The 23536-nt window shown below is 67.4% G+C and carries 16 protein-coding genes and 1 tRNA gene; 11 read left to right on the top strand and 6 right to left on the bottom strand.

What is annotated here, in order from left to right; all coding sequences use genetic code 11:
* Positions 1–2235 (bottom strand): 1,4-alpha-glucan branching enzyme, encoded by a 2235-nt coding sequence (locus Y887_RS09810; protein WP_046964149.1) that lies wholly within the window; start codon positions 2233–2235, stop codon positions 1–3.
* Entirely contained in the window at positions 2232–3815 is a 1584-nt protein-coding gene (gene glgA, locus Y887_RS09805) for a glycogen synthase GlgA (protein ID WP_046964148.1), read from the bottom strand. Before glgA ends, Y887_RS09810 begins: the two co-directional genes overlap by 4 nt.
* Before the next feature lie 484 nt (positions 3816–4299).
* On the opposite strand from glgA, the gene Y887_RS09800 reads away from it, so the two are divergent.
* Positions 4300–5928 carry a GGDEF domain-containing protein gene (locus Y887_RS09800; RefSeq protein WP_046964147.1) on the top strand — a complete coding sequence of 543 codons (1629 nt, stop codon included), beginning with the start codon at positions 4300–4302 and terminating at the stop codon, positions 5926–5928.
* A gap of 498 nt (positions 5929–6426) precedes the next feature.
* Here Y887_RS09800 and Y887_RS09795 read toward each other — a convergent pair whose 3' ends face one another.
* On the bottom strand, positions 6427–7368 hold the full coding sequence (locus tag Y887_RS09795) for a DUF808 domain-containing protein (protein WP_046964146.1): 942 nt from the start codon (positions 7366–7368) through the stop codon (positions 6427–6429).
* Between the two features lie 252 nt (positions 7369–7620).
* Here Y887_RS09795 and Y887_RS09790 point away from each other — a divergent pair, with 252 nt between their 5' ends.
* Both Y887_RS09790 and Y887_RS09785 read left to right on the top strand, forming a co-directional pair.
* A complete protein-coding gene (locus Y887_RS09790) occupies positions 7621–9345 on the top strand; it encodes an ABC1 kinase family protein (RefSeq protein ID WP_046964145.1) in 1725 nt (574 codons plus the stop codon).
* A gap of 382 nt (positions 9346–9727) precedes the next feature.
* Complete coding sequence (locus Y887_RS09785; protein ID WP_046964144.1) at positions 9728–11836, top strand: phosphoglycerol transferase I; 2109 nt, start codon at positions 9728–9730, stop codon at positions 11834–11836.
* A 74-nt stretch (positions 11837–11910) separates the two neighbouring features.
* On the opposite strand, the gene Y887_RS09780 is transcribed toward Y887_RS09785, so the two are convergent.
* Complete coding sequence (locus Y887_RS09780) at positions 11911–14325, bottom strand: DUF3772 domain-containing protein (protein WP_046964175.1); 2415 nt, start codon at positions 14323–14325, stop codon at positions 11911–11913.
* A 293-nt stretch (positions 14326–14618) separates the two neighbouring features.
* Here Y887_RS09780 and Y887_RS09775 point away from each other — a divergent pair, with 293 nt between their 5' ends.
* Positions 14619–14960 (top strand): HPF/RaiA family ribosome-associated protein, encoded by a 342-nt coding sequence (locus Y887_RS09775; RefSeq protein WP_046964174.1) that lies wholly within the window; start codon positions 14619–14621, stop codon positions 14958–14960.
* Between the two features lie 403 nt (positions 14961–15363).
* On the opposite strand, the gene Y887_RS09770 is transcribed toward Y887_RS09775, so the two are convergent.
* Positions 15364–15440, bottom strand: a tRNA-Arg gene (locus tag Y887_RS09770).
* A gap of 293 nt (positions 15441–15733) precedes the next feature.
* On the opposite strand from Y887_RS09770, the gene ubiA reads away from it, so the two are divergent.
* On the top strand, positions 15734–16633 hold the full coding sequence (ubiA, locus tag Y887_RS09765; RefSeq protein WP_046964143.1) for a 4-hydroxybenzoate octaprenyltransferase: 900 nt from the start codon (positions 15734–15736) through the stop codon (positions 16631–16633).
* A 266-nt stretch (positions 16634–16899) separates the two neighbouring features.
* Here the strand turns inward: ubiA and Y887_RS09760 are convergent, their stop codons facing one another.
* Positions 16900–17625 carry a ComF family protein gene (locus Y887_RS09760; protein WP_181113024.1) on the bottom strand — a complete coding sequence of 242 codons (726 nt, stop codon included), beginning with the start codon at positions 17623–17625 and terminating at the stop codon, positions 16900–16902.
* A 49-nt stretch (positions 17626–17674) separates the two neighbouring features.
* Here Y887_RS09760 and bioB point away from each other — a divergent pair, with 49 nt between their 5' ends.
* The 6 genes from bioB to bioC all read left to right on the top strand — a co-directional run bounded on the left by bioB (position 17675) and on the right by bioC (position 23379).
* Positions 17675–18709 carry a biotin synthase BioB gene (gene bioB, locus Y887_RS09755; RefSeq protein ID WP_046964141.1) on the top strand — a complete coding sequence of 345 codons (1035 nt, stop codon included), beginning with the start codon at positions 17675–17677 and terminating at the stop codon, positions 18707–18709.
* A 193-nt stretch (positions 18710–18902) separates the two neighbouring features.
* Positions 18903–20108, top strand: coding sequence for an 8-amino-7-oxononanoate synthase (gene bioF, locus Y887_RS09750; RefSeq protein ID WP_046964140.1), 1206 nt, complete (start codon positions 18903–18905; stop codon positions 20106–20108).
* A gap of 322 nt (positions 20109–20430) precedes the next feature.
* On the top strand, positions 20431–20814 hold the full coding sequence (locus Y887_RS09745) for a DUF7079 family protein (RefSeq protein WP_046964139.1): 384 nt from the start codon (positions 20431–20433) through the stop codon (positions 20812–20814).
* Positions 20815–20842: 28 nt separating this feature from the next.
* Positions 20843–21604: a pimeloyl-ACP methyl ester esterase BioH gene (gene bioH, locus Y887_RS09740; RefSeq protein ID WP_046964138.1), complete on the top strand. Its 762-nt coding sequence runs from the start codon at positions 20843–20845 to the stop codon at positions 21602–21604.
* A gap of 44 nt (positions 21605–21648) precedes the next feature.
* Positions 21649–22431, top strand: a complete 783-nt coding sequence (locus Y887_RS09735; protein WP_046964137.1) for an SDR family oxidoreductase — start codon at positions 21649–21651, stop codon at positions 22429–22431.
* Positions 22432–22494: 63 nt separating this feature from the next.
* Positions 22495–23379 (top strand): malonyl-ACP O-methyltransferase BioC, encoded by an 885-nt coding sequence (gene bioC / locus Y887_RS09730; RefSeq protein ID WP_046964136.1) that lies wholly within the window; start codon positions 22495–22497, stop codon positions 23377–23379.
* Positions 23380–23536 lie beyond the last annotated feature (157 nt).

The raw sequence follows: 23536 nt of genomic DNA, 5'->3' as shown, positions 1-23536 counted from the left end.
TTATGTCTCCGCTTGCAGGTAGATCGTGGCCAGCGGCGGCAGGGTCAGGCGCAGACGTTGCGTATGCCCATGCATGCCCATCGGCTCGGTCGCAAGACGACCGCTGTTGCCGAGGTTGCTGCCGCCGTAGTGGGCACTGTCGGTGTTGAGGATTTCGCGCCAGATGCCGGCACGCGGCACTCCCACGCGGTAGTCGTGCAGCGGTTGCGGGGTGAGGTTGCTCACCGCCAGCAACGGCGGCGCGGCGCCTTCGGGGTCGTGACGGATGAAGGCGAGCACGCTGTTGCGTGCGTCGTCGGCCACGCTCCAGTCGAACCCCTCGGCACGATGCGTGCCGCGGTACAGCGCCGGCACGCGGCGCAAGGTGGCGTTGAGATCGCTCACCAGTTGCTGCACGCCGCGATGCGGCGCGCCGTCGAGCAGATGCCAGTCCAGCGACCGATCGTGATTCCAGTCGGCCCACTGGCCGAATTCGGCGCCCATGAACAGCAGTTTGTCGCCCGGATGCGCCCACATCAGCGCCAGGTACGCGCGCAGGTTGGCGAAGCGGCGCCAGTCGTCGCCCGGCATCTGCCCGAGCAGGCCGCCGGTGCCATGCACCACCTCGTCGTGCGAGAGCGGCAAGACGAAACGCTCGGAGAACGCGTACACCAGGCCGAAGGTGAGCTGGCTGTGGTGCTGCGCACGCTCGGCCGGATCGCGCTGCATGTAGCTCAGCGTGTCGTGCATCCAGCCCATGTTCCATTTATGGGTGAAGCCCAGCCCGCCCTCGCTGATCGGCGCGGTCACGCCCGGCCAGGCGGTGGACTCCTCGGCGATGGTCAGCACACCGGGAAACCGTGTGGCGATCTCGCTGTTGAGCTGGCGCAGGAAGGCGACGGCCTCCAGATTCTCGCGGCCGCCGTGCGCATTGGGGACCCACTCGCCTTCGGCGCGGCCGTAGTCGCGGTACAGCATCGAGGCCACCGCATCCACGCGCAGGCCATCGAGGTGGTAATGGTCGATCCATTCCAGCGCGCTGCCTTGCAGGAACGCGGTCACTTCGGGCCGGCCGTAGTTGTAGATCAGCGTGTTCCAGTCGCGGTGCATGCCTTCGCGCGGGTCGGCATGCTCGTACAGCGCGGCACCGTCGAATTGCGCCAGGCCATGGGCGTCGCTTGGGAAGTGCGCGCTGACCCAGTCCAGGATCACGCCGATGCCGGCGCGATGGCAGGCGTCGACGAAGTGCGCAAAGCCGCCCGGGCTGCCGTGGCGCGCGGTGGGCGCGTACAGGCCCAGCGGCTGGTAGCCCCACGAACCACCGAAGGGGTGTTCTGTGATCGGCAGCAACTCGATATGGGTGAAGCCCAGCTGCTGGACGTACGGGATCAGCTCACGGGCCAGGCTGGGCCAGTCCAGCGGCTGGTCGCGCCCATCGCGACGCCACGAGGCGGCATGCACTTCGTAGATGGACAGCGGCGCCGACGGCGCCTGCACCGCACGCCTGGCCATCCATTCGGCATCGGTCCACGCAAACGCCGCCCCACCGGGCACCACCGAGGCGGTGGCCGGCGGCAGCTCGCTCTGGCGCGCGACCGGGTCGGCCTTGAGCAGCACGCGGCCATCGGCGGCAGTGATGGCGTACTTGTAGCGGGCGCCGGCTTCCACGCGCGGCAGGAACAGCTCCCAGACGCCGCCGATGGGTTGCCGCATCGGATGCCGTCGCGCGTCCCAGCCATTGAAATCGCCGACCACCGCCACCCGCTGCGCATGCGGCGCCCACACCGCAAAGCGCACGCCCGGCACGTCGCCGCAGCGCAGATGCTGCGCGCCCAATGCGCTACGCAATGCCTGCCCGTCGCCAGCGGCGATCTGCAGCAGCAACGATTCGTCCAGGGTCGGGGCGAACGCGTACGGGTCTTCGATCTCCTGCACCACGTCCGGCCAGACGATGCGCAGCCGGTAAGGGCCACCGACTGCCAGCTCGCCTTCGAACACGCCATCGGCCGCGCCGACCTGCATGCGCGCCAGCAACTTGCCGCGTGGATCGACCAGGCCCATCGCCTCGGCACCGGGCGCCAGGACCCGGACGCGGCGGCGGCCATCGGCCTGCAGGTGCGGGCCCAGCACCGCGAATGCATCGGTGGGTGCTGCATCGGCCAGCGCCTGCAGGGCAGGCGCGCTATCAGAGACTTCTTCCGTGATCACACCTTCGCCTTCCGTTGCCTGCCCTTGCACGCCCAACCGTTCGCTCATGACACCGTCGCAAGCGCAGGTGCGGTTGCAGCGGTGTGCTCATACAGGGACAGATACTTCTTGCCTGCCACATCCCAGCCGCTGGGCCGCAGCATGGCCGCGCGGCGCATGGCCGACAGCAGGCTGGGCAAGCGGAAGGTGCGGAACGCGCGTTCCAGGCAGCGGCGCAAGGCCTCCACGCTGGCATGCTGAAACAGGAAACCGGTGACGCCGTCGTCCACCGTATCGATCAGCCCGCCGGTGGCATGCGCGATCGGCAGGCATCCGAAGCGCTGCGCGTACATCTGGCTCAGGCCGCACGGCTCGAAGCGCGAGGGCATCAGCAAGAAGTCGGCACCGGCGAACATGCGCCGCGCCAGACCCTCTTCAAAACCGATGAAGGCACCGACCTGGCCGGGGTAGCGGCGGGTCAGCTCGGCGACCTGTTGCTCGATCTCCGGCTCGCCACCGCCGATCACCGCGATCTGGCCACCGGCCGCCACGATCTGCGGGGCAACCTCGCAGATCAGGTCCAGGCCCTTCTGGTGCACCAGCCGCGACACCACCGCAAACAGCGGCCCGGCGCTGTCGCGCAGCCCCAGCGCCTTGCGCACCTGGGCGGCATTGACCTGCCGGCCCTGCCACTGGTTCACGCTGAAATGCGTGTCCAGATACTCGTCGGTGCGCGGGTCCCAGCTGGCGTCGATGCCGTTGACGATGCCGGTCAGCGCGCCCTTGGCGGCGCGGCCGGCCAGCAGCCGGTCCAGCCCGCAGCCCTGTGCCGGGCCGGTGATCTGCTTGGCATAGCTGACGCTGACGGTGTTGACGTGGTCGGCGTTGACGATGCCGCCACGCAGGAACGACATCTGCCCGTAGAACTCCAGTTCGGCCACACGCTCGGCCGGGATGCCTAGCGCAGACGCCATCGAATACGGCACTAGGCCCTGGTAGGCCAGGTTATGGATGGTGAGCAGGCATGGGGTGCTGCCGCCGGACCAACGCACATACGCCGCCGCCAGCGCGCACGGCCAGTCGTTGAGATGCAGCAGGCGCGGCTTCCAGCCCAGGCCGGCATGACCGGCGGCGATCTGCGCGGCGGCATGCGACAAGGTGGCGAAACGGATCGCGTTGTCTTCGAACTCCGAACCGCTGGTGCTCACATACGGCGAGCCATCGCGTTCGAACAGTTCCCTGGACAGCAGGATGTAGATCGGCAGCCCATCGGACTGCACGATGCGGCCGATGTCGCAGGCCGGCAGCGCGGCATGCGCCAGCACGCGGCCCACGATCTCCACCTTGCCGGCACGCTCGAGCACGGCACGGTAGCCGGGGATCAACACGCGCACGTCGTAGCGATGGCGCAGCGCGCGCGGCAGCGCTGCCGCGACATCGCCCAGACCGCCAGCCTTGATGAAGTCGGCCATCTCCGAGACCACGAACAAGGCACCGCGCGTATCGGCCAGCGACACCGGCAAGCGCTCGTGATGGCGGATGAACCGCCCGCGCGCATCACGCGGACGCCCGCTCTTCTTCAGCGTGGGGATCATCGTGCTGCGCTCTAGGCGTGCAGTGCTGGCGTGAAGCGGCATCGTGGCAACCATCTAAACGTCCGTCGTAAAGTGGGTGGAGACGGAAAACGGCGAAGCGAAAACCATCGCCTGCCGAAGTGGCCAGACGACATGCTACGAATGAGGAGCGCGGACGACGCGCGTACTCCACGTCGTCCTTGGTGACGAATCTACACCCCGTACAAATAAAATATGCGTGAACATGTGCTGACTTTTCTGCGACAGCCACATTCCTTTACGCACAGTGGCGCGTGTCTGCGGGCATAAGCGATGCATTGCAGTGCGATGACATCCCCGTATCGGTGCATGAGTGCCGCGATGCACCGAATGCGGGAGAGTGCAGCTGCGTTCGTCGTCATCTGCATAACTTGTTCATGCCGACACGTTGGTGCTCTCGTGCGGCGTGGCAACGCGATTGGATGCATGCTGTGGAGTGCGCCATAAGGTCCGGCCCGCTCAAGCGCCCCGCCTGCGCGCCGATAACCAGCGATAGCACGTCGACCTTTCGAGACCTGGCATGGCTGACCAGCCTGAACTTCCAAGCCGCCCGCGTGGCGGGCTGCGCCGTCTGTTGCCCTGGGGCGGCACGGGCACCGCGCGCCCGGTCGCCGCGCTGCCCAGCGTGCGCGGCAGCGCGCAGGCCGCGCCGGGACTGGCGGCACATCAGCTGGTTCCCGCCAAGACCAAGTCGGGCGCGCACGACCCGGCGGCCGCCACCGCGCTGCTCATTCGCCTGTTTTCGCATGCTGCGCATCCCGAAGCGCTGTTGCTGGCGTTCGCCGAAGGCATCGCCAGCCTGCACGGCGAGCTCGGCGACATGGGCGTGCGCCTGAGCGCGGCCTATGCGGCCGGCGACTGGCTCGGCTACGGCCGTACGCTGCGCCAGTTGATCGACAAGTACATCCGCACCATCGATACCGGCGACTCGCTGGCCGAAGGCCGCACCGAAGCCGAACAGCTGCGCGACCTGCTAAGGCATGCGCTGGGCAATGCCCTGGCCACCCTGTTGCAACGCAGCCCCGAACTGGCCGAAGAAGCCCAGACCCTGGCATCGGCGCTGCGCCATTGGCGCCCCGGGCATGAGCTGATCACGCTGGAGCAGCGACTGCGCGAACTGAGCCATCAGATCGGCCTGCGCGCCGACGATGCCAGCGAACAACAGAACCTGTTGCTCGGCTTGTTCGACCTATTACTGGAGAACGTCGGCGAACTCCTCGACGATCGCAGCTGGCTGCAGGGCCAGATCTCGGTCGTCCGGCAGTTGTTGGCCGGCCCGCTGGATGTGGAATCGATCGAGCAGGCGCGCGGCACCTTGCGCGAGGTGATCTACAAGCAGGGCCTGCTCAAGCAGGGCATCGCCGATTCCAAGACCGCCATGCGCGAGATGATGGTGTCCTTCGTCGACAGGCTCGACGGCATGGCCACCAGCACGGGCGAGTACCACGACCGCGTTGCCGGCTATTCGCAGGCGATCGGCGACGCTCGCAGCATTCCCGATCTCAATCGTCTGCTGCAGGACGTGCTACAGGACACCGCCGGGGTCCAGGCCCAGGCGCTGGCTGCGCGCGACGAGTTGCTGGCTGCACGCCGTCAGGTCGAAGACGCCGAACAACGCATCGCCTCGCTCGAACAGGAACTCAACGCAGTGGCCGGACTGGTGCGCGAAGACCAGCTGACCGGCGCGCTCAACCGGCGCGGCTTCGAAGAACTGTTCCAGCGCGAAGCGGTCCGCACCCAACGCAGCGGTCAGCCGCTGTGTGCGGCGATGCTGGACCTGGACGACTTCCGTCGCCTCAACGAAGCACACGGCCACGCCGGCGGCGACGCCGCGCTGCGCCATACCGTCGACGTCGCCAAGGCAGTGCTGCGCACGACCGATGCCATCGCTCGTTTCGGCGGCGAGGAATTCGTGTTGCTGCTGCCGGACTCGACCATTTTCGAGGCCAGCGCGGCTGTCATCCGCTTGCAGCGCGCCCTGGCGCAGCGCTCCCTGCTGCATGAGGACGTGCGGATCTTCATCAGTTTCAGTGCCGGCGTCGCGCTGCGACGCCCCGACGAAACCCAGGACGAGCTGATCCGCCGCGCCGATCGCGCCATGTACGACGCCAAGGCCGCCGGCAAGAATCGGGTGATCAGCGCCGATTAGCCCCAGACCGCTAGCGATTATCCTGCTCGGCAGCGTGTGGGTCGGTTGGGAGGAGTGGCGGTTTTCGGCCCTGCAGCGCCGCCATTGGCCGCGAGCGGGCGAAGCCCTGACGATACGAGAGACCGCACCGAATGCGTTCGCTGGAGGCCTCCGTTGGGCCGGACCATGCGGTGCGCTAGCTTCACTGCCAGAGGTCAGTCTTGATCGCATGCGACAGACCGCTTGCGACTTGGTCGCTTGCTGCGGGCTGCGCATCGCTGCCGGCTGGACCTGCCAGCCATCGGCACGCCCTGCACCACGGTGCGAATGGCGTGCGCACTGCTTCATGCTCACGCACGCCACGGTCGAAGCCAGATTGGCGCACCGGAATCGAACGCGGAAATCGTGATCACCGCAGCGGCGCGCCGCACTGCGCCAACGCACGCCTTCGGTCCCATTCCGGCAGGTCCGACAGCCGCATCGCTGCCGCCGTCGCCCTGCCGGTACTGCAGCCAGCCGTCAGTGCGCGGGCTTGTTCCCGCGCAGCTTCTGGAAGCCGGTGACCACCGCCAGCACCACCGCACCGGCAACCACGCCGACTACCATGTTGCCCAGCGCTTCGACCAGCCAGCCCAGGCCGCCGGCCGACTTGGCCAGATCCACCACGAGGTGGTGCAGCGCCGGGATGTTGTGCACCAGGATGCCGCCGCCGACCAGGAACATCGCCAGCGTGCCGGCCACCGACAGGAACTTCATCAGCCACGGCGCGGTGACCAGGATGCCGCGACCGAGCGCAGCCAAGGCTGCGCCCTTCTTGGTCAGGTACAGGCCCAGATCGTCCAGCTTCACGATCGCCGCAACCAGGCCGTACACGCCGATGGTCATCGCCAGGGCGATCGCCACCAGCACCGCCACCTGCTGCCCGAACGACACGCCGGCCACCACACCCAGCGACAGCACGATGATCTCGGCCGACAGGATGAAGTCGGTACGGATCGCGCCCTTGACCTTGTCCTTCTCCAGCGCCACCACATCGACCTGTTCGTCGGCCAGCGCGCGGGTGCGTTCGGCATGCCGATGCGCTTCTTCCTCTTCGTCGTGCAGGAACTTGTGCGCCAGCTTCTCCACGCCCTCGAAGCACAGGTAGGCGCCGCCGATCATCATCAGCGGCATCACCAGCGGCACGTTGTAACCGCGTCCGCGCAGCCAGGCTTCCAGCGCGCTGATCGCCAACGCGGCGGGCACCAGGATCACCTTGTTGACCAGCGAGCCCTTGGCCACCGCCCACACCACCGGCAGCTCGCGGTCGGCGGTCACACCGGTCACCTGTTGCGCGTTGAGCGCCAGATCGTCGCCCAGGACGCCTGCGGTCTTCTTGGCCGCGACCTTGGTCAGGATGGAAACGTCGTCCAGCAAGGTGGCGATGTCGTCGAGCAGGGTGAACAGGCTGGCACCGGCCATGCGGAGGTCCTTGGGGGTGGTCGTGCGTGGGTGAATGTGAATTCTCGCCGATCCCGCGCCCGGATGGGGTGATGGCACGCCATTGCGCGGTGCTTGCATGCCGTTGCCGGGTGATTGCCGGGATTGCCCACCCTGGACAGACGCGCGCCAGCGCGGGCACCGGCAGCGCTCGCAATGCCGCAACGGCGGCACGGATTCACCGGCTGACGACCCGGCGCTGGCCACACTCGCTGCTCGCATGACGCCCCGGAGATGGCCTTGAGTCCGAATGACCCGCACCGCGCACCGGCCCCGGCGACGCACGTGGCCGACCATGCCGTGGTGGGCGGCATGAGCCGGCGGACGCAGATCCTGCGCCTGTTGCTGCGGTACCGCGGGTCGGGCGTGTTTGCCGGCATGAACCTGGATCCGGCCGCCATCAACGAGTACGAGGTGCCTGCCGAAGGCACGCCGGACCAGTTCGTCTCCGACCTGGAATCGCTCGGCCCCACCTTCGTCAAGCTCGGCCAGATGCTGTCCACGCGCCCGGACATCGTGCCGCCGGAGTTCGCCACCGCGCTGGAGCGCATGCAGGAAAACACCAGTTCGGTGCCGGTGGAGCGCATCCGCCAGATCATCGAGGAAGAACTCGGCGTCTCGGTCAACAAGGCCTTCTCGTTCTTCGACCCGGTGCCGCTGGGCTGCGCCTCGCTGGCGCAGGTGCACCGCGCCGCGCTGCGCGATGGCACCCCGGTGGCGATCAAGGTGCAAAAGCCCGAAGTCGCCGCGCAGGTGCGCTCGGACCTGGACGTGCTCAAGAGCTTTGCCACCGCCGCCGACCGGCTCACCGGCATCGGCCGCCGCGTGCGCTTTGCCGACTGGCTGGGCGAATTCGGCAAGACCCTGCGCGCCGAACTCAACTACGAAGACGAGGCCGAAACGTTGGTGCGCTTCGGCAAGCATCTCAAACCGTTCCCGTTGCTGTGGGTGCCGCAACCGATCTGGGATCTGAGCAGCCGCAAGGTGCTGACCATGCAGCTGGCCGAAGGCGTGCGCGTGGACAAGATCTCCGGCCTGCGCCGCACCGAGCAACCGATGGACAACCTGGCGGCGGAGCTGGTCAAGGGCTATCTGGATCAGATGTTCGTGCATGGCGAAATCCATGCCGACCCGCATCCGGGCAACCTGCGCGTCTTGCAGGACGGGCGGCTGGCCATCTTCGACCTGGGCATGGTCGCGCACGTGCCGCCGCGCCTGCGCGAACGCCTGCTCAAGCTGTTGTTTGCCGCCGTCGACGGGCGCGGCGAAGAAGTGGCCGAAGAGACCATTGCGCTCAGTACGCGGCTGGAGGATTACGACGAAGACCGTTACCAGCGCGAAACCGGACAGATGATCGCCCGCTACGCCGCGCACGACACCACCTCCGAGGGCCGTGTGGTGCTGGATCTGGTGCGCATCGCCACCGCCAACGGCTTGCGCACGCCGCCGGAACTGAGCCTGCTCGGCAAGACCCTGCTGAATCTGGAAGGCGTCTGCCGCGCGCTGTCGCCGCACCTGGACACACGCCGCATCGTCGAACGCCACCTGCAGCATGTGATGCGCGCGCGACTGAAGAAGTCGCTGTCGGCCGCCAACCTGGCCAGCGAAGCGATGGAACTGCAGCATCTGGTGCGCGAAGGGCCGCGCCGCATGTCCGAGATCCTGTCGCTGGCCGCGGAGAACCGTCTGCAGATGCGCGTCACCGGGCTGGAAGAATCGCATCTGATGGAAAGCCTGCAGAAAATCGCCAACCGGGTTGCGGCCGGCATCGTCACCGCGGCGCTGATCATGGCCTCGGCGCAGATGATGCGCATCGAAACCGGCCTGAAACTGTGGGGCTATCCGGCCATTGCGATGGTGCTGTTTCTACTGGGCGTCGTCCTGGGCCTTGGCATCGTGCTCAGCGCGCTGCTGTTCGACCGCCGCGTACGTGCACGCGAAGAGCGCGGGCACCGCTAGCGCCACACACAGACCACACCCCCGCGTAGAAGCGCACCCGGGCGCGACATGGCTTCACCGGGCGTCGCTTGCCAAGACCGCCGCGTCCAGCGGTCAAAGGGATCGGGCGGTGTGGCGTTATCGAGACGTCGCCCGTGTGCGAGAGCCGCGCCAAGTGCGGAATGCAGAGACCGCAACTCTTCAGCGAGCGCCACCGCGACCAGGTGATCGTCAGCGCGCGCGCTGCGCCGCGTTGCGGCAGGCGCTCGACTCCAACAAACATTTCAGTCAGCTTCAGCGCGGCATAGTCCGTCATCCGGGTGTCACATTGGGTGTGGCGCACAGGACATGGCGAGCAAGGCGTCCGGTACGCGCTCGCATCATTCCCCCACGGACGCTGCGCATGCATTGGATGTTGTTGTTCTCGTTGTTGCTCTTGCTGTGGCTGTTGGTCGCCTCGCCGCGTCTGGCATGGCTCAAGGCCGGCCTGTTCTCGCTGTTTTTGCTGCTGCTCAGCGCCTGGGGCTTGATCGACCGGCTCAGCGGCGACGGCATCAATGCGGCCACGTTGTACCACCTGCGCGCAGACATGGACGGTGCCGGCGTCAGCGATTTTTCCGGCTATATCGCTGTCTTCGTCGGCATGCTGCTGCTGTCGTTAAGCCCGCTCGTCCTGGTCAGGGTGCGCCGTTTCCGGCGCCCACGCGGCGGCGGCGTGGTGTTCGGAGCGTTCGTGGCGATGCTCTTGGTCAGCATTGCGGTGAGCCCGCTGTATCGCGACGGCAAGCGGCTGTACTACCAGCTGCGCCCGGTCGATTACGCCACCGTGGTGCCGGAATACCAGCTGCCGCAGCAACCGCTGCAAAAGCGCAAGAACATCGTCTGGATCTACGGCGAAAGCCTGGAACGCACTTACTTCGACGAGTCGGTCTTTCCCGGCCTGATGCCCAACCTGCGCGCGCTGGCCACCGAAGCGGTGGACGTACGCAACCTCACATCCACCGAAGGCAGCGGATGGACCATCGCCGGCATGGTGGCCTCGATGTGCGGCGTACCGCTGACCACCGCGCCGGGCGATGAAAACAGCATGGATCGCATGGGCATGTTCCTGCCCGAAGCGCGCTGTCTGGGCGACTATCTCAAGGACCAGGGCTACCGCAATCACTACGTGGGCGGTGCCGACGCCAGCTTTGCCGGCAAGGGCCGCTTCCTGTCCAGCCATGGCTTCGATGTGGTGCATGACGTCAGCCACTTCCGCGACAAGGGCGTGGCACCGAAGCACTTTTCCGCCTGGGGCGTGCACGACGACGTGTTGCTGGACGATGCCTGGGACAGCTTCCAGACGCTCTCGCGCGCCGGCCAACCGTTCATGCTGACCACGCTGACCATGGACACCCATCACCCGGCTGGTCATCTGCCGCTGGCGTGCAAGGGCCAGCACTACGACAGCGCGCTGGGCGACATCGGTCTGCTGCACGCGATCAAATGCAGCGACCGACTGATCGGCGAGCTGGTCGCGCGCATCCGCAACAGCCGCTACGGCAACAACACCATCATCGTGATCGCTTCCGATCACCTGGCCATGCCCAACGATCTGAGCGATGTACTGGCCAAGCAGAAGCGCGAAAACCTGCTGCTGTTCCTGGGCAAGGATATCGCTCCGCAACAAGTGGTCACACGCGCCGGCAGCACGCTGGATTCGGGTGCAACGCTGCTGCAATTGCTGGAGCCGGGCATGCGCACCCTGGGCTTCGGGCGCTCGTTGCTTGCCAGCGATGCAGCGCCCAGCGCCAGCGTCGCCGCCATCCGCGACGGCGGCGCCGACTACCCGCGCTACCTCGCCTTTGCGCGCACGCTGTGGACCGGGCAAAGCACGCGCCTGCTGCGCGTCAACGGCAATGGCGATGTGGTGGTGGGCGTGCAGCAGGTGCGCCCGCCGGTGCTGCTCGAATACGACGAAGACACCCATCTGAAAACGGTGTACCTGGAAAACACCTCGCGTCAGTTCGACCGCACCCACAGCAAGGGCACCCTGGCCTATGTGGACCGCTGCACCGCATTCGAAGACGGCTCGGCCGATGGCGACTGGTGTGCACTGGTGGTCGATCGCCAGCAAAGCATGAAGCTCTACCGCGACCAGGACCTGACCCGCGGCATTGCCGTCGATGCGCCCCTGGATGCCACACCGCAGGGCCCGCGCCCGCGCGTGCGCCAGCCGATCATGCTCACCCAGGCATCGCGCAAGACCGCTGCCGGCCGCTACATGCTCGAGCTCTACGCAAAGCGTCGCCCCACCCGCGCGTTCTGGGTGGAAGCGGTGTCGTCCGAGCGCAAGGTGGTGCTTGCCCAGCAATGGGTGGTACCCGATGCCGCCGGACGTATCCGCATGCCGGTGGGTCTGGAGCATGCGGTGGACGATCTGGAGATTCGCGCCTGGCTGGACTATACCGAAGACGTCAGCGTCGACGATCTTGCACTGGTCAAGGACACAGCGGTGGCCGACCGATCGTAAGGCGACATTGCTGCAGAACGCCTTGACCACGTGCGCCAGCGCACTCCTGCGTCACCCAGGACGCGCACGCCGCATCACTGCTGCTCCGACGGCACGTCCTCGCCACTGTCGCGCGCCACCGCCACTGTCGCGCGACTGAAACGGATTTCCTGCGGCGACTGCAGCGCGACGCCTGCGCTCTCCATCCGCTGCAGCAACGCAAAGAACAACTCGCTGCGCACGCCATACGAATCGCGCGGACTGCTGACATAGGCGAACGAGTTGAAATTGACGTGCCCACCGGCCAGCGAATCGATGAACACCGAGGGCGCCGGCTCCGCCAGCACCTTGGCATGTTCGGTAAACAAGCCCAGCAACATGTCGCGCACCTTCGCCACGTCGGTTTCCAACGGTACCGAGAACTGCAGCTGCACCCGCCCCATCGGATTGGACAGCGTCATGTTGCGCACGCTCTTGGTGATCAACTCCGAGTTGGGCACGATCAGGGTCGAACGGTCGCCCACCTGGATTTCGGTCGCACGCACGCTGATCTTGCGCACGTCGCCCTCCTGGTCGCCAATCCGCACCCAGTCGCCGATCTTGACCGGCCGCTCGGCCAGCAGGATCAGTCCCGACACGAAGTTCTGCGTGATCGCCTGCAGACCGAAGCCGATACCGACCGACAACGCACTCAACACCAATGCCAACCGCTTCAGGTCCAGACCCAGTGCGGTCAAGCCCCACACCACCACCACCAACCAGCCCAGATAGCGCGCCACCGTGCTGACCGAGTTGCGCGCGCCGGCATCGAGCTCGGTCCTGGGCAGATAGGTGTTGAGCAGCCACTGCTGCACCACGTGGACCACGCCCAGGCCCAGTGCGAACACCAGCAGCGCGCGCACGACCGCGGCCGGTGTGATGGTCAGCTCGTCGCTGATCGGGATGCCGTGCGCCACGTTCTCGGCCCAGCCGGTGACCGCCGAGAGATTGGCGCCATCCGGCGTGATCAGGGCCGCGATTCCCAGCAGGATCAGCATCACCCGCACCACGGCGGACAGCAGCAGACCCAGCTGCACCAGGCGTCCGCTGCCCATGCCCGAGGCATGCGACAACGCGCGATTGAAGCGCCCTTCCGGATTGAACACCCAGGTCAGCAGGTCGTCGGCAAATACCACCAGCAAACCGAGCAGGCTGCAGATCAGCGTGATCCAGATGATCTGACGCGCGATGAACAGCGATAGATTGAGATAGCCGAACAATGCCGCCAGCAGCGACACGATCACCGCCACGTGCCCCAGCAGGCGGATCAGCACGATGACGCCACCGCCACGCGAGACCACCGGTGGCGGCTCGCTGCTATCGGCGCTGGCGGCCCCCGCGCTGGCCGCGCGCGCGCGCAACGACAGGCTCAGGCCGGCCAATGCCGACAGGATCAGGCCGGCGTACAACAACGCGGCCACCGCGTCGGTCGCGGTGGCCGCCGCGGCACTGGTACGCGCCACCTCGTTGAGCTTCATCGCCATGCCGCTGAACCAGCTCACCGCGGCGGTGGCCAGGCAATGCACGCGCAACCGATCGACGGTGGCGTCGTCCAGCGGGAACAACCGCCAGGTGGGTTGGTGCTTCATCAGCAGACTGGCGCTGAGCGAGCCGACGAAGGCCGCGATGAAGCTGATGAAGACGAATGCACCCAGCAACTCGTCCAGATCGGCCGGCACCTGGGCGATCGCACGCAGGCTTTCGGCCAGTACCCATGCCGCCGTGCCCAGACTGAGCGTGCCGACCAGCAGGAACCACAGCGCCAGGCCGGAACGTCGCAGCCGCCCGCCCGGCGCACGCGACGCTGCATAGCGCCGCCCGAGATGGCGCAGAAAAATGCGCAGCGGGAAGGCCAGCAACAGCGCGATTGCCGCGCCAGTCGCCAGACCGCCCATGCCATTGGCAGCGATGCCGGCACGCACCGCCTGGACCGCATCGTCGTACAAACCCCACAGACGGGTACGGTCGTCCGGCCATTGCTGCGCGATCTGTGTCCACAGTGCCGGTGACAGCGGTGAGGCGACGCGCGTGGACAGCTGCACGCTGAACAGCTGCGCGCGTTTTTGTTCCAGGCGATCTGCCAGCTCGCGGGCCTGGGAGTCCAGGAGATTGGCGCGCTTGAATTCTGCATCCAACGCGTTTTTTTCTTTCTTTAACGCGTCGCGCTGCTTCTTAAGATCGGCCGCTTCGCCTTGCTGCGCATCACCCAAGCCGGCCAGCTGCGAGCTGATTTGCTTGAGCGGTGGATCCAGCTGACGCGCCAGATCCTGTGCCTGCCGCTGCGCCACCGTCACCTTGTCAGTCAACGCACGCAGCAGGTCGGTATCGGCCTTTTCCAGCCCGGCCTCGCCCTGGTCGAGCACCTTCTGCGCATCGTCCAGCTGTCTCTGCGCGGTTTCCAGCAGGGTGTCTTCGTCCTGGGCGAGCAGCGTGCCTGCACAGACCAGCCACAGGACGCAGCACAGCAGCATCTGCAATAACACGCCCGAACGGGCGGACGGCACAGAACGAAATCGGGACACAGGCAGGCATCGGACAGGCGCAGGACCGCGCGGTGTCGGCATCTTAAGCCACCGCCCCCGCCCTGCTGGCCGCCGCCATGGCGGCGATTCATGCGAACGCAAGCGCAGCATCCGGAACTGCGACCACCAGCCAACCAGTGCATGAACATGCGGCGCCTTGTCACCTTGCGGCAACACCGGGCTGACGCAGAATCGAGTCACCGCTACGGCAGACGCAGCGGATGACCGCGAAGGAGAACTCCATGCAGATTCAGATCCAGACCGACAAGCACGTGCCGCATGACCCGTCCGTCGTGCAGCATGTCGAGAAGACCTGCACCGCCCAGCTGGCGCATTTCGCCAACGACATCACCCGCGTCGAAGTGCATTTGCGCGACGAGAACGGCCAACGCGGCGGCGCAGCGGATCGAACCTGCAGTATCGAAGCGCATGTCGCCGGCCTGCCGCCGATCGCCGCCACCAACAGCGCCGAAACCACCGCCTCCGCCGTCACCGGCGCCGCCCGCAAGCTGCGCACCGCCATCGAACACGCGCGTGGCAAGCAGCACGCAAGAGCGACCGCGCCGGCACCGGACAGCATCTGATCGCTCGAGGGCAGGGCGTACACGCCCTGCCCTTGAGCGTGTCCATCGCCGGGGCGGGTTCGGCGCACCACGTTCTGACATGCATGCCGTGGAAGTGATTGACCACAGGCTTGAGAGCAGTCCGCAATGGACGCGTCGCCGGATTCGCTGACGCACCAAGTGCATGCCACCAATGCTCAGACACGATGAACCCGCGCCACCGTCGGCCCGGCGACATCAGCGCCCGGCTTCAAAGCAATGCAGCAGCGCCGCCCGCACAGGACATCGCAGCCTTCGACACCAACGCTGGCGACACGTAGCCCGGCGGCTTGGCAGGGCCGCTCAAACACCTTCAGCCCTGGCCCAGAAACGACTTCGGCCCGCTGCAGCGCAATGCCACTGCAGCGGGCCGAACAATGCGATCTGGTGCGCCCGGAGGGATTCGAACCCCCGACCAATGGCTTCGGAAGCCACTACTCTATCCGGCTGAGCTACGAGCGCCTGGCCGCGCATTATGCCAGAACCCGCGCTACCCGCGTGATGCTTTCGGCCGCTGGCATCCGCAGACCCGCTGACGGGCGGTGTCCAACCTGCCCCGCAGACTCCCTCATGCGCAGCCCGCGCTCATCGGAGCAGCCGACACCGACGCAGCTACCAAGCCCCACACGAACGGCTTCGCCGCAGTCCCGACTGCAGACGCTGGCCCGCGCGTGTCGACCGGCGTTCTTGCAGCCGGCACTTGCATGGCCGCACCCAGATGGCCGCATCCAGGGCGCGCTGCTACCCTTTGCAGCATGAGCAAGCATGGTTTTGAACAGGCACCGGCAGCGCCCGCGCTGACGTGGTCCGCGCGGCTGGGGCAATACTGGAAGCTGGTGCGGGGCGACCGCCCGATCGGCAGCCTGCTGCTGCTCTGGCCTACCTGGTGGGCGCTGTGGCTGGCCGCGGACGGCATGCCACCGGTATGGACGTTGTTCGTGTTCACCGCCGGGGTCTGGCTGACCCGCTCGGCCGGCTGCGTGATCAACGACTACGCCGACCGCTGGCTGGACCCGCACGTGGAGCGGACCAGGACGCGCCCGCTGGCCACCGGCGCGGTGTCCGGCCGCGAGGCGCTGTGGGTGTTCGTGGTGTTGATGCTGGTGGCGTTCGGGCTGGTGCTCAGCCTCAACTGGCTGACCGTGGCGCTGAGCGTGCCCGGCGTCTTCCTGGCCGCGAGCTACCCCTATCTGAAGCGTCATACCCATCTGCCGCAGGTCTATCTGGGCATGGCGTTCGGCTGGGGCATCCCGATGGGTTTTGCCGCCGTACAAGGCAGCGTGCCCTTGCTGGGCTGGCTGCTGTACGCGGCCAATATCCTGTGGGCGACCGCGTACGACACCTGGTACGCCATGGTCGACCGCGACGACGATATCCGCATGGGCAGCAAGTCCACCGCCATCCTGTTCGGCAAGTACGATCTGCTGGCGCAAGGCGCACTCTATGCGGCGATGTTTGCCACCCTGGCGGCGGTAGGACGACGCGCCGGCCTGGACGCTGCTTACTGGGCGGGCCTGGGTGTAGCGGCGGCGCTGGTGCTCTACGAATTCCGCATCGCCCGCCACCGCGAACGCGGCCCCTGCTTTCGCGCCTTCCTGCATAACAACTGGGTGGGTCTGGCGATCTTTGTCGGCATCGCGGTGGCGGTGCGTTAGAAGCTGGGATTCGGGATTCGGGATTAGGCATTCGCGAAGAGCTGCGCGGCAGGCTTTCCGGGTAGTCGACGTCTTCCCAGAACCGCGCTGATGAAACACGCACCGACCTGTCCAGAGTAGGGCCCGGAGCGTTGAGGACCACTGCGCAGGCGATAAGCCCCTCTGCTGCAGGAGAGGGGCTGGGGTGAGGGCACGGACCCATGCAACAAGACCGTACCCGCCTCAGCACCCGCTCTATCGAACGCGCACCGCTCCTAGCCGCACCATCACGGCACCCGCGCGCAGACCCACGCATCGACCCGCTGCACGCCCGCGCGCCGCAAGGCCTGCGCTGCTGCGTGCAGCGTGGCGCCGGTGGTCATCACGTCGTCCACCAGCGCCACATGTGCGGGCAGGGCGCCGCGTGCGATAAAGGCCTCGCGCAGATTGCGCTGGCGCTCAACCGCATCCAGCTCCGATTGCGGCGCCGTCGCACGCACGCGGCGCAGCAACGGCAGGCACGGCAGCTGCAGCGCGCGACCCAGCGGTCTGGCCAACTCCAGCGCCTGGTCGTAACCGCGCTGACGCAGGCGCTGCCGGTGCAGGCTCACCGGCACCAGCGCCTGCGGACGCGGCAGACCCGCACAGCGCCGCGCCATCAATTCGCTGAGCAGGCGCCCCGCTGCCAGGTCCTGATGGAACTTGAAGCGGCGCAGCAGCCCGTCCACCGGCCAGCGATAGGTGAAGCACGCATGCACGCGCTGCAGTGGCGGGGGCTGCTGCAGGCATTGCCCGCACAGCGCAACCCCATCGGAGGCGAACAACTGGGTGGCGCAGCACAGACAGGCATGGCCGTGCTCCGGCAGTGCGGCCCGGCACGACGGGCACAGATCGCAATCGGACATTCCCGCTTCCGCGCAGACCAGGCACAGGCTCGGCAACAGCAGCCGCAACACCCGTTGCGGCCACCTGTAAACCGATCCTACTTCTTCAAAGTTGACAGCCTCTCCCATGCTCACCAGACTGCCTGGCTTCCAAGCCGCTGACTGTCAGGAAACTCCGATGTCTGTTGTCGTACGCCATGACTGGGATCGCAAAGAGCTGCAGGCGTTGTTCGATCTGCCGTTCCCCGAGTTGCTGCATCACGCGGCCAGCGTGCACCGCGCACATTTCGACCCGGCGCAGGTGCAGGTCTCCACGCTGCTGTCGGTCAAGACCGGCGGCTGCCCGGAAGATTGCGCGTACTGCCCGCAGGCGCAACGCTACGACACCGGCGTGACCGCGCAAAAGCTGATGGAGACCGAAGAAGTGGTCGCCAAGGCGCGCCAGGCCAAGGCCGCCGGCGCCTCGCGCTTCTGCATGGGCGCGGCCTGGCGTTCGCCCAAGGAGCGCGACATCCCCAAGGTTGCGGCGATGATCCGCGAGGTCAAGGCGATGGGCCTGGAAACCTGCGCCACGCTCGGCATGCTCGACGCCGGCCAGGCGCGCGCGCTCAAGGACGCCGGGCTGGACTACTACAACCACAATCTGGACACCGCGCCGGATTACTACGACTCGATCATCCACACCCGCCAGTACCAGGACCGCCTGAACACGCTGGAGCATGTGCGCGATGTGGGCCTGAAGACCTGCTGCGGCGGCATCGTCGGCATGGGCGAGACCCGCGAGCACCGCGTCGGCCTGCTGCTGGCGCTGGCCACGCTGCCGGCGCACCCGGACTCGGTGCCGATCAACCAACTAGTCCAGGTCGCCGGCACCCCGCTGCACGGCACCCAGCAACTGGACCCGTTCGAGTTCGTGCGCATGATCGCCGTGGCCCGCATCACCATGCCCAAATCGATGGTGCGCCTGTCCGCCGGCCGCGAAGCGATGAGCGACGAACTGCAGGCGCTGTGCTTCCTGGCCGGTGCCAACTCGATCTTCTACGGCGAAAAACTGCTCACCACCGGCAACCCGGACACCGAGCGCGACCAGGCCCTGTTCCAGCGCCTGGGCCTGCGCCCGATGCAGATCACCGTCGACGCCGCCGACCACGACCACCCCGGCACCGTGCATGCGGACATCACCTGCGGCGCGGCGTGCGAACACGCGGCCTGACGACGGCGCATACCGATCCAGCATGCGCCTGCCCGGCGCCTGGCCCTTCTCACTGCAGAAGGGCCAGGCGCAGATCCAAACCGGCGCAGGCGCACCGGCAAGCCAACCCGCCCCACCGGCCGTCGGTGCCGGCTGGGCGATGTGACCGCGGCACGCTACGCTAGCGACCCTTCTTTCGTTGTCGAACTCCCTCATGGCTCGCCCCGATCTGCACGAACGGATTTCGTCGCTGCGCAAGTTGCGCGTCGCTCAGGAACGGGTACGGGTGCGGCGCCAGGTCGGCCGCCGCGATGGCGTACGGCTGGAGATCGACGGCCGCTGGCTGACCGGTTTCTGCTCCAACGACTACCTGGGCCTGTCGCAACAGTTCGAAGTGGTCGCTGCGCTGCAGGACGCCGCGGCGCGCGATGGTGCCGGCGCCACCGCCTCACATCTGATCTGCGGCCACCACACCGCACACGAAACGCTCGAACGCGACATCGCCGAGTGGCTGGGCTACCCGGCGGCGCTGCTGTTCGGTAGCGGCTTCATCGCCAATCTCGCCGTGCAGCAGGCCTTGCTCAGCGAAGAAGACGATGTCTGCGTGCAGGACCGGCTCAATCACGCCAGCCTGCTCGACGCCACGCGCCTGGCCGGCTGTCGGCTGCGGCGGTATCCGCACCTGGATGTGGAAGGCGCCATGCGCCAGCTCAAGGGCGCCCCCGAGGGTGCGGCGATGCTGGCCAGCGACGGCGTTTTCAGCATGGATGGCGATGTGGCGCCGCTGCGCGCACTGAGCCTGGTGGCGCGCATGCAGGAAGCCTTGTTCTACGTCGACGATGCGCACGGCGTGGGCGTACTGGGTCCGCAAGGGCGCGGCTGCGTGGCCGACGCCGGCCTGGGCGTTGCCGAAGTGCCGCTGCAATTGGTGACGCTGGGCAAGGCGCTCGGCGGCTACGGTGCGGTCGTGGTCGGCGAAGAAGCGCTGATCCGCCATCTGGCCGAAACCGCACGCCCGTATATCTACACCACCGCCCTGCCGCCGGCGCAGGTAGCCGCCACCTTGGCCGCCGTGCGGCTGGCGCGTCGCGACGATTGGCGGCGTGCGCGCCTGGTCGAATTGATCGGCGCCTTCCGCGACGGCGCGCGCCGGCATGGGTTCGAGTTGATGGCTTCCGACACGCCGATCCAGCCGCTGCTGTGCGGCGAGGAAGCCACGGTGATGGCGATGTCGGCCGCACTCGAACAGGCCGGTTTCATGGTCGGTGCGATCCGCCCGCCCACCGTGCCCGAAGGCAAGGCGCGCCTGCGGGTGACCTTGTCGGCGCTGCACACACCGCAGCAGGTGCAGGCATTGATCGAGGCGATCGTGCAGGCGCGCGATGTGGTCAGCCGGCAACCGCTGCGCGCTTCCGCTTAACGCGTCGCCGTGCAGCGTGTTCGTGCGCAACGCCGGACCGGCGCGGCCAGCACCCGGACGCTGGATGTCTCACGCGGACGGTTCGATGCGTGTGCGTTTGCACGCACGCGTGCCGACGGCATGCAGACGTGCGTCGCCGGGCTTGGTCGCACGGCACATCACCGCCCCCCCCGTCATGCGCGAACAATCACAGCCACCTGCACTCCCGATCAAGCCACTGCGGCATCGCTTCCACACCAGCGCAAGCACCCAGAATGTCTGGCAGCTCCGCACCGATGCCGCGACGTCCACGCCGGCAAGCACTCCCCACCGATCCGCTGACATGGCAATGACCACGCCTCAGACGCCAACCGCCACAGCGGCGCAACGCCGCGTCTGGGAGGCATTGTCGCTGCTGTATCTGGACAGCGCGTGCGATGGCGAACACGCGCGCATTGCCCGGATCCTGGCGGCCTCGCCGTTTACGTTGTCGCAACTGCGCACGATGCTGCTGCACCAGGTGCACCCGGTGCTGATCGGCAACCTGCGCAGCGTGGCCGGTGTGTGGGAGGGCTTCGATCCCCATTGGTTGGCCGATGCGATCACCACGCAGCGCGCGCGGCGCTGGCGTTGGCCGGATCGTTGGTGCTGGCGCAGATATGCGCGACAGCAATGGGCGGTGCTGGGGCCTGCGATCGCGGCAGAGCGCACAGGTTCTGCACGCTGAGCGCGCGCCAATCGGCGACAATCCACGCATGCATATCGATGTCATCGGCCATGGGCCCGCGCTGGTTCTGCTGCACGGTTGGGCGTTGCACGGCGGCGTGTTCGCACCGCTGGTGGAGCGGCTGTCCTCGCACTACCAATTGCACCTGGTCGACTTGCCCGGGCACGGCTTCAGTCGCGACGACACCACGCCGTTGGCCTTGCCGTATGTGGTGGCCGCGATTGCCGCGGCCACCCCGCCGGCGGTATGGGTCGGCTGGTCGCTGGGCGGGCTGTTTGCGCTGCATGCCGCCGCCACTCAGCCGCAGGTGCGCGGGCTGGCGATGATCGCGGCAACGCCGCGCTTCGTGCGCGGCGCCGGTTGGGCAAATGCGGTCGAGCGCGAGGTGTTCGTGCAGTTCGGCCAAGACCTGGCGCGCGATTACCGCGGCACCCTGGAGCGTTTTCTGGCCTTGGATACCTTGGGCTCGGCGCATGCCCGCGCCGAACTGCGCAGCCTGCGCGAAACGCTCACTGCACGCGGCGCGCCGGCAGCCGATGCCCTGCAACAGGGCCTTGGCCTGCTCGAACGCACCGACCTGCGCCGCGCATTGCCGCAGCTGGTGCGTCCCAGTCTGTGGATTGGAGGGCAGCGCGACCGGCTGGTGCCGGCGGCCGCCCTGCATGCCGCCGCCGCGCTCGCGCCACATGCGCAGGCGCTCACCATCGCCGGCGGCGGTCACGCGCCGTTTCTCGGCCACGCCGATCAGGTGGCCGAGGCGCTGCAACGCTTCGTTGCGTCCGTACCGTGAGCAGATCGCCGATCATGCGAGCTCGCTGATCGAGGACGCATCGCATGGATCTTGGAATCGCCGGGCGCTGGGCATTGGTCTGCGCCGCCAGCAAGGGCCTGGGCCTTGGCTGCGCCCGCGCCCTGGCGCATGAAGGCGTCAACGTGGTGATTGCCGCGCGTGGTCGCGCCGCCCTGGACCAGGCCGCCGACAGCTTGCGCGCACTGCACGGCGCCGGAGAGGTGCGCAGTGTCGTGGCCGATATCGCCACGCCGGAAGGACGCGCCGCAGCGCTCGCGGCCTGCCCGCAGGTCGACATCCTGATCAATAACGCAGGCGGCCCGCCGCCGGGCGATTTCCGACAATGGGAACGCGAAGACTGGCTGCGTGCGCTGGACGCCAACATGCTGGCGCCGATCGAACTGATCCGTGCCACCGTCGATGCCATGCGCGCGCGTAGCTTCGGCCGCATCGTCAATATCACCTCCAGCGCGGTGAAGGCACCGATCGACATCCTCGGCCTGTCCAATGGCGCGCGCGCCGGCCTCACCGGCTTCGTCGCCGGGCTGGCGCGCAGCACGGTGGCCGACAACGTCACCATCAACAATCTGCTGCCCGGCCAGTTCGCCACCGACCGCCTGCGCGGCAACTTCGCTGCGATCGCGCAACAGCAAGGCAGCACCGCCGAGGAGGTCGCCGAGCGCAAGCAGGCAGCCATTCCGGCCGCGCGCTTCGGCGAGCCGGACGAATTCGGCGCGGCCTGCGCGTTCCTGTGCAGCGCGCAGGCCGGCTATATCACCGGGCAAAACCTGTTGATCGATGGCGGCAGCTATCCGGGCACGTTCTAGCGCAATTGCCCATCGCACGCATCGATTCCCTCCGCCTCGCCCACGGGCGACAATAGCCTGGCAATGAACAGTACTTTCGATCCCCGCCATGTCCGCCGCGCCTTCGCGCGGGCCGCCAACACTTATGCCGCCGCCGCCGCGTTGCAGCGCGAGGTGGAAACGCGCCTGCTCGAATCGCTCGACTACCTGGGCGAGCAGGTGCCCAAGGTGGTGCTGGATGTGGGTGCCGGCCCCGGCCATGCCAGCGGCGCGATCAAGAAGCGCTGGCCCAAGGCGCAGGTGATCGCCATCGATCAGGCCATGCCGATGCTGCGCCAGGCGCGCAAGGCGGCGGGCTGGTGGAAGCCGTTCGCGCAGGTCTGCGCCGATGCGCGCGCGCTGCCGGTGGCCGACGGCAGCGTGGATGTGATCTTCAGCAATCTGTGCCTGCAGTGGGTGGAAGACCTGCCGGCAGTGTTCGCCGGGTTCCGGCGCGCGCTGCGGCCGGGCGGGCTGCTGCTGTGCTCGACCTTCGGCCCGGAAACCCTGATCGAGTTACGCGACGCCTTCGCCCAGGCGGACACCGCACCGCACGTCAGCCGCTTCCCGCCGATCGCGCAATTCGGCGATGCGCTGCTGATGTCCGGTTTCCGCGACCCAGTGCTGGACCGCGACCTGTTCACGCTGACCTACAACGACCTGCCGGCCTTGATGCGCGAACTGCGTGCGATGGGCGCCACCAATGCGCTCAGCAACCGCCGTGCCACGCTGACCGGACGCGGCCGCTTTGCCGCTGCCAGCGCCGCCTACGAACCGCTGCGGCGTCCGGACGGCACCTTGCCCAGCTCCTGGGAAGTGATCTATGCGCACGCCTGGGCACCGGTGCCGGGCGCGCCCATTCGCGAGCGCGGCCAGGACGTCGCCAGCGTGCCGGTGTCCTCCATCCCGATCCGCCGCCGCATCGACTGACTGCACGGCGGTGCATATCGGCGGCCGCAGCGCGTCCGTGCCGGTGACACACAGCATTGCGCCGGCACCGCTGACGCGCCGTCAGGTGCGGCAGTGACTGCCGGTAGAATTCACTCATAAAGCGCCGCGATCCTGTCCCGGCCCACCCCGCTTCCGG

The sequence above is a fragment of the Xanthomonas pisi DSM 18956 genome (genome assembly GCF_001010415.1).
GTDB classification, from domain to species: domain Bacteria; phylum Pseudomonadota; class Gammaproteobacteria; order Xanthomonadales; family Xanthomonadaceae; genus Xanthomonas; species Xanthomonas pisi.
This window is presented reverse-complemented; position numbering and strand designations above follow the sequence as displayed.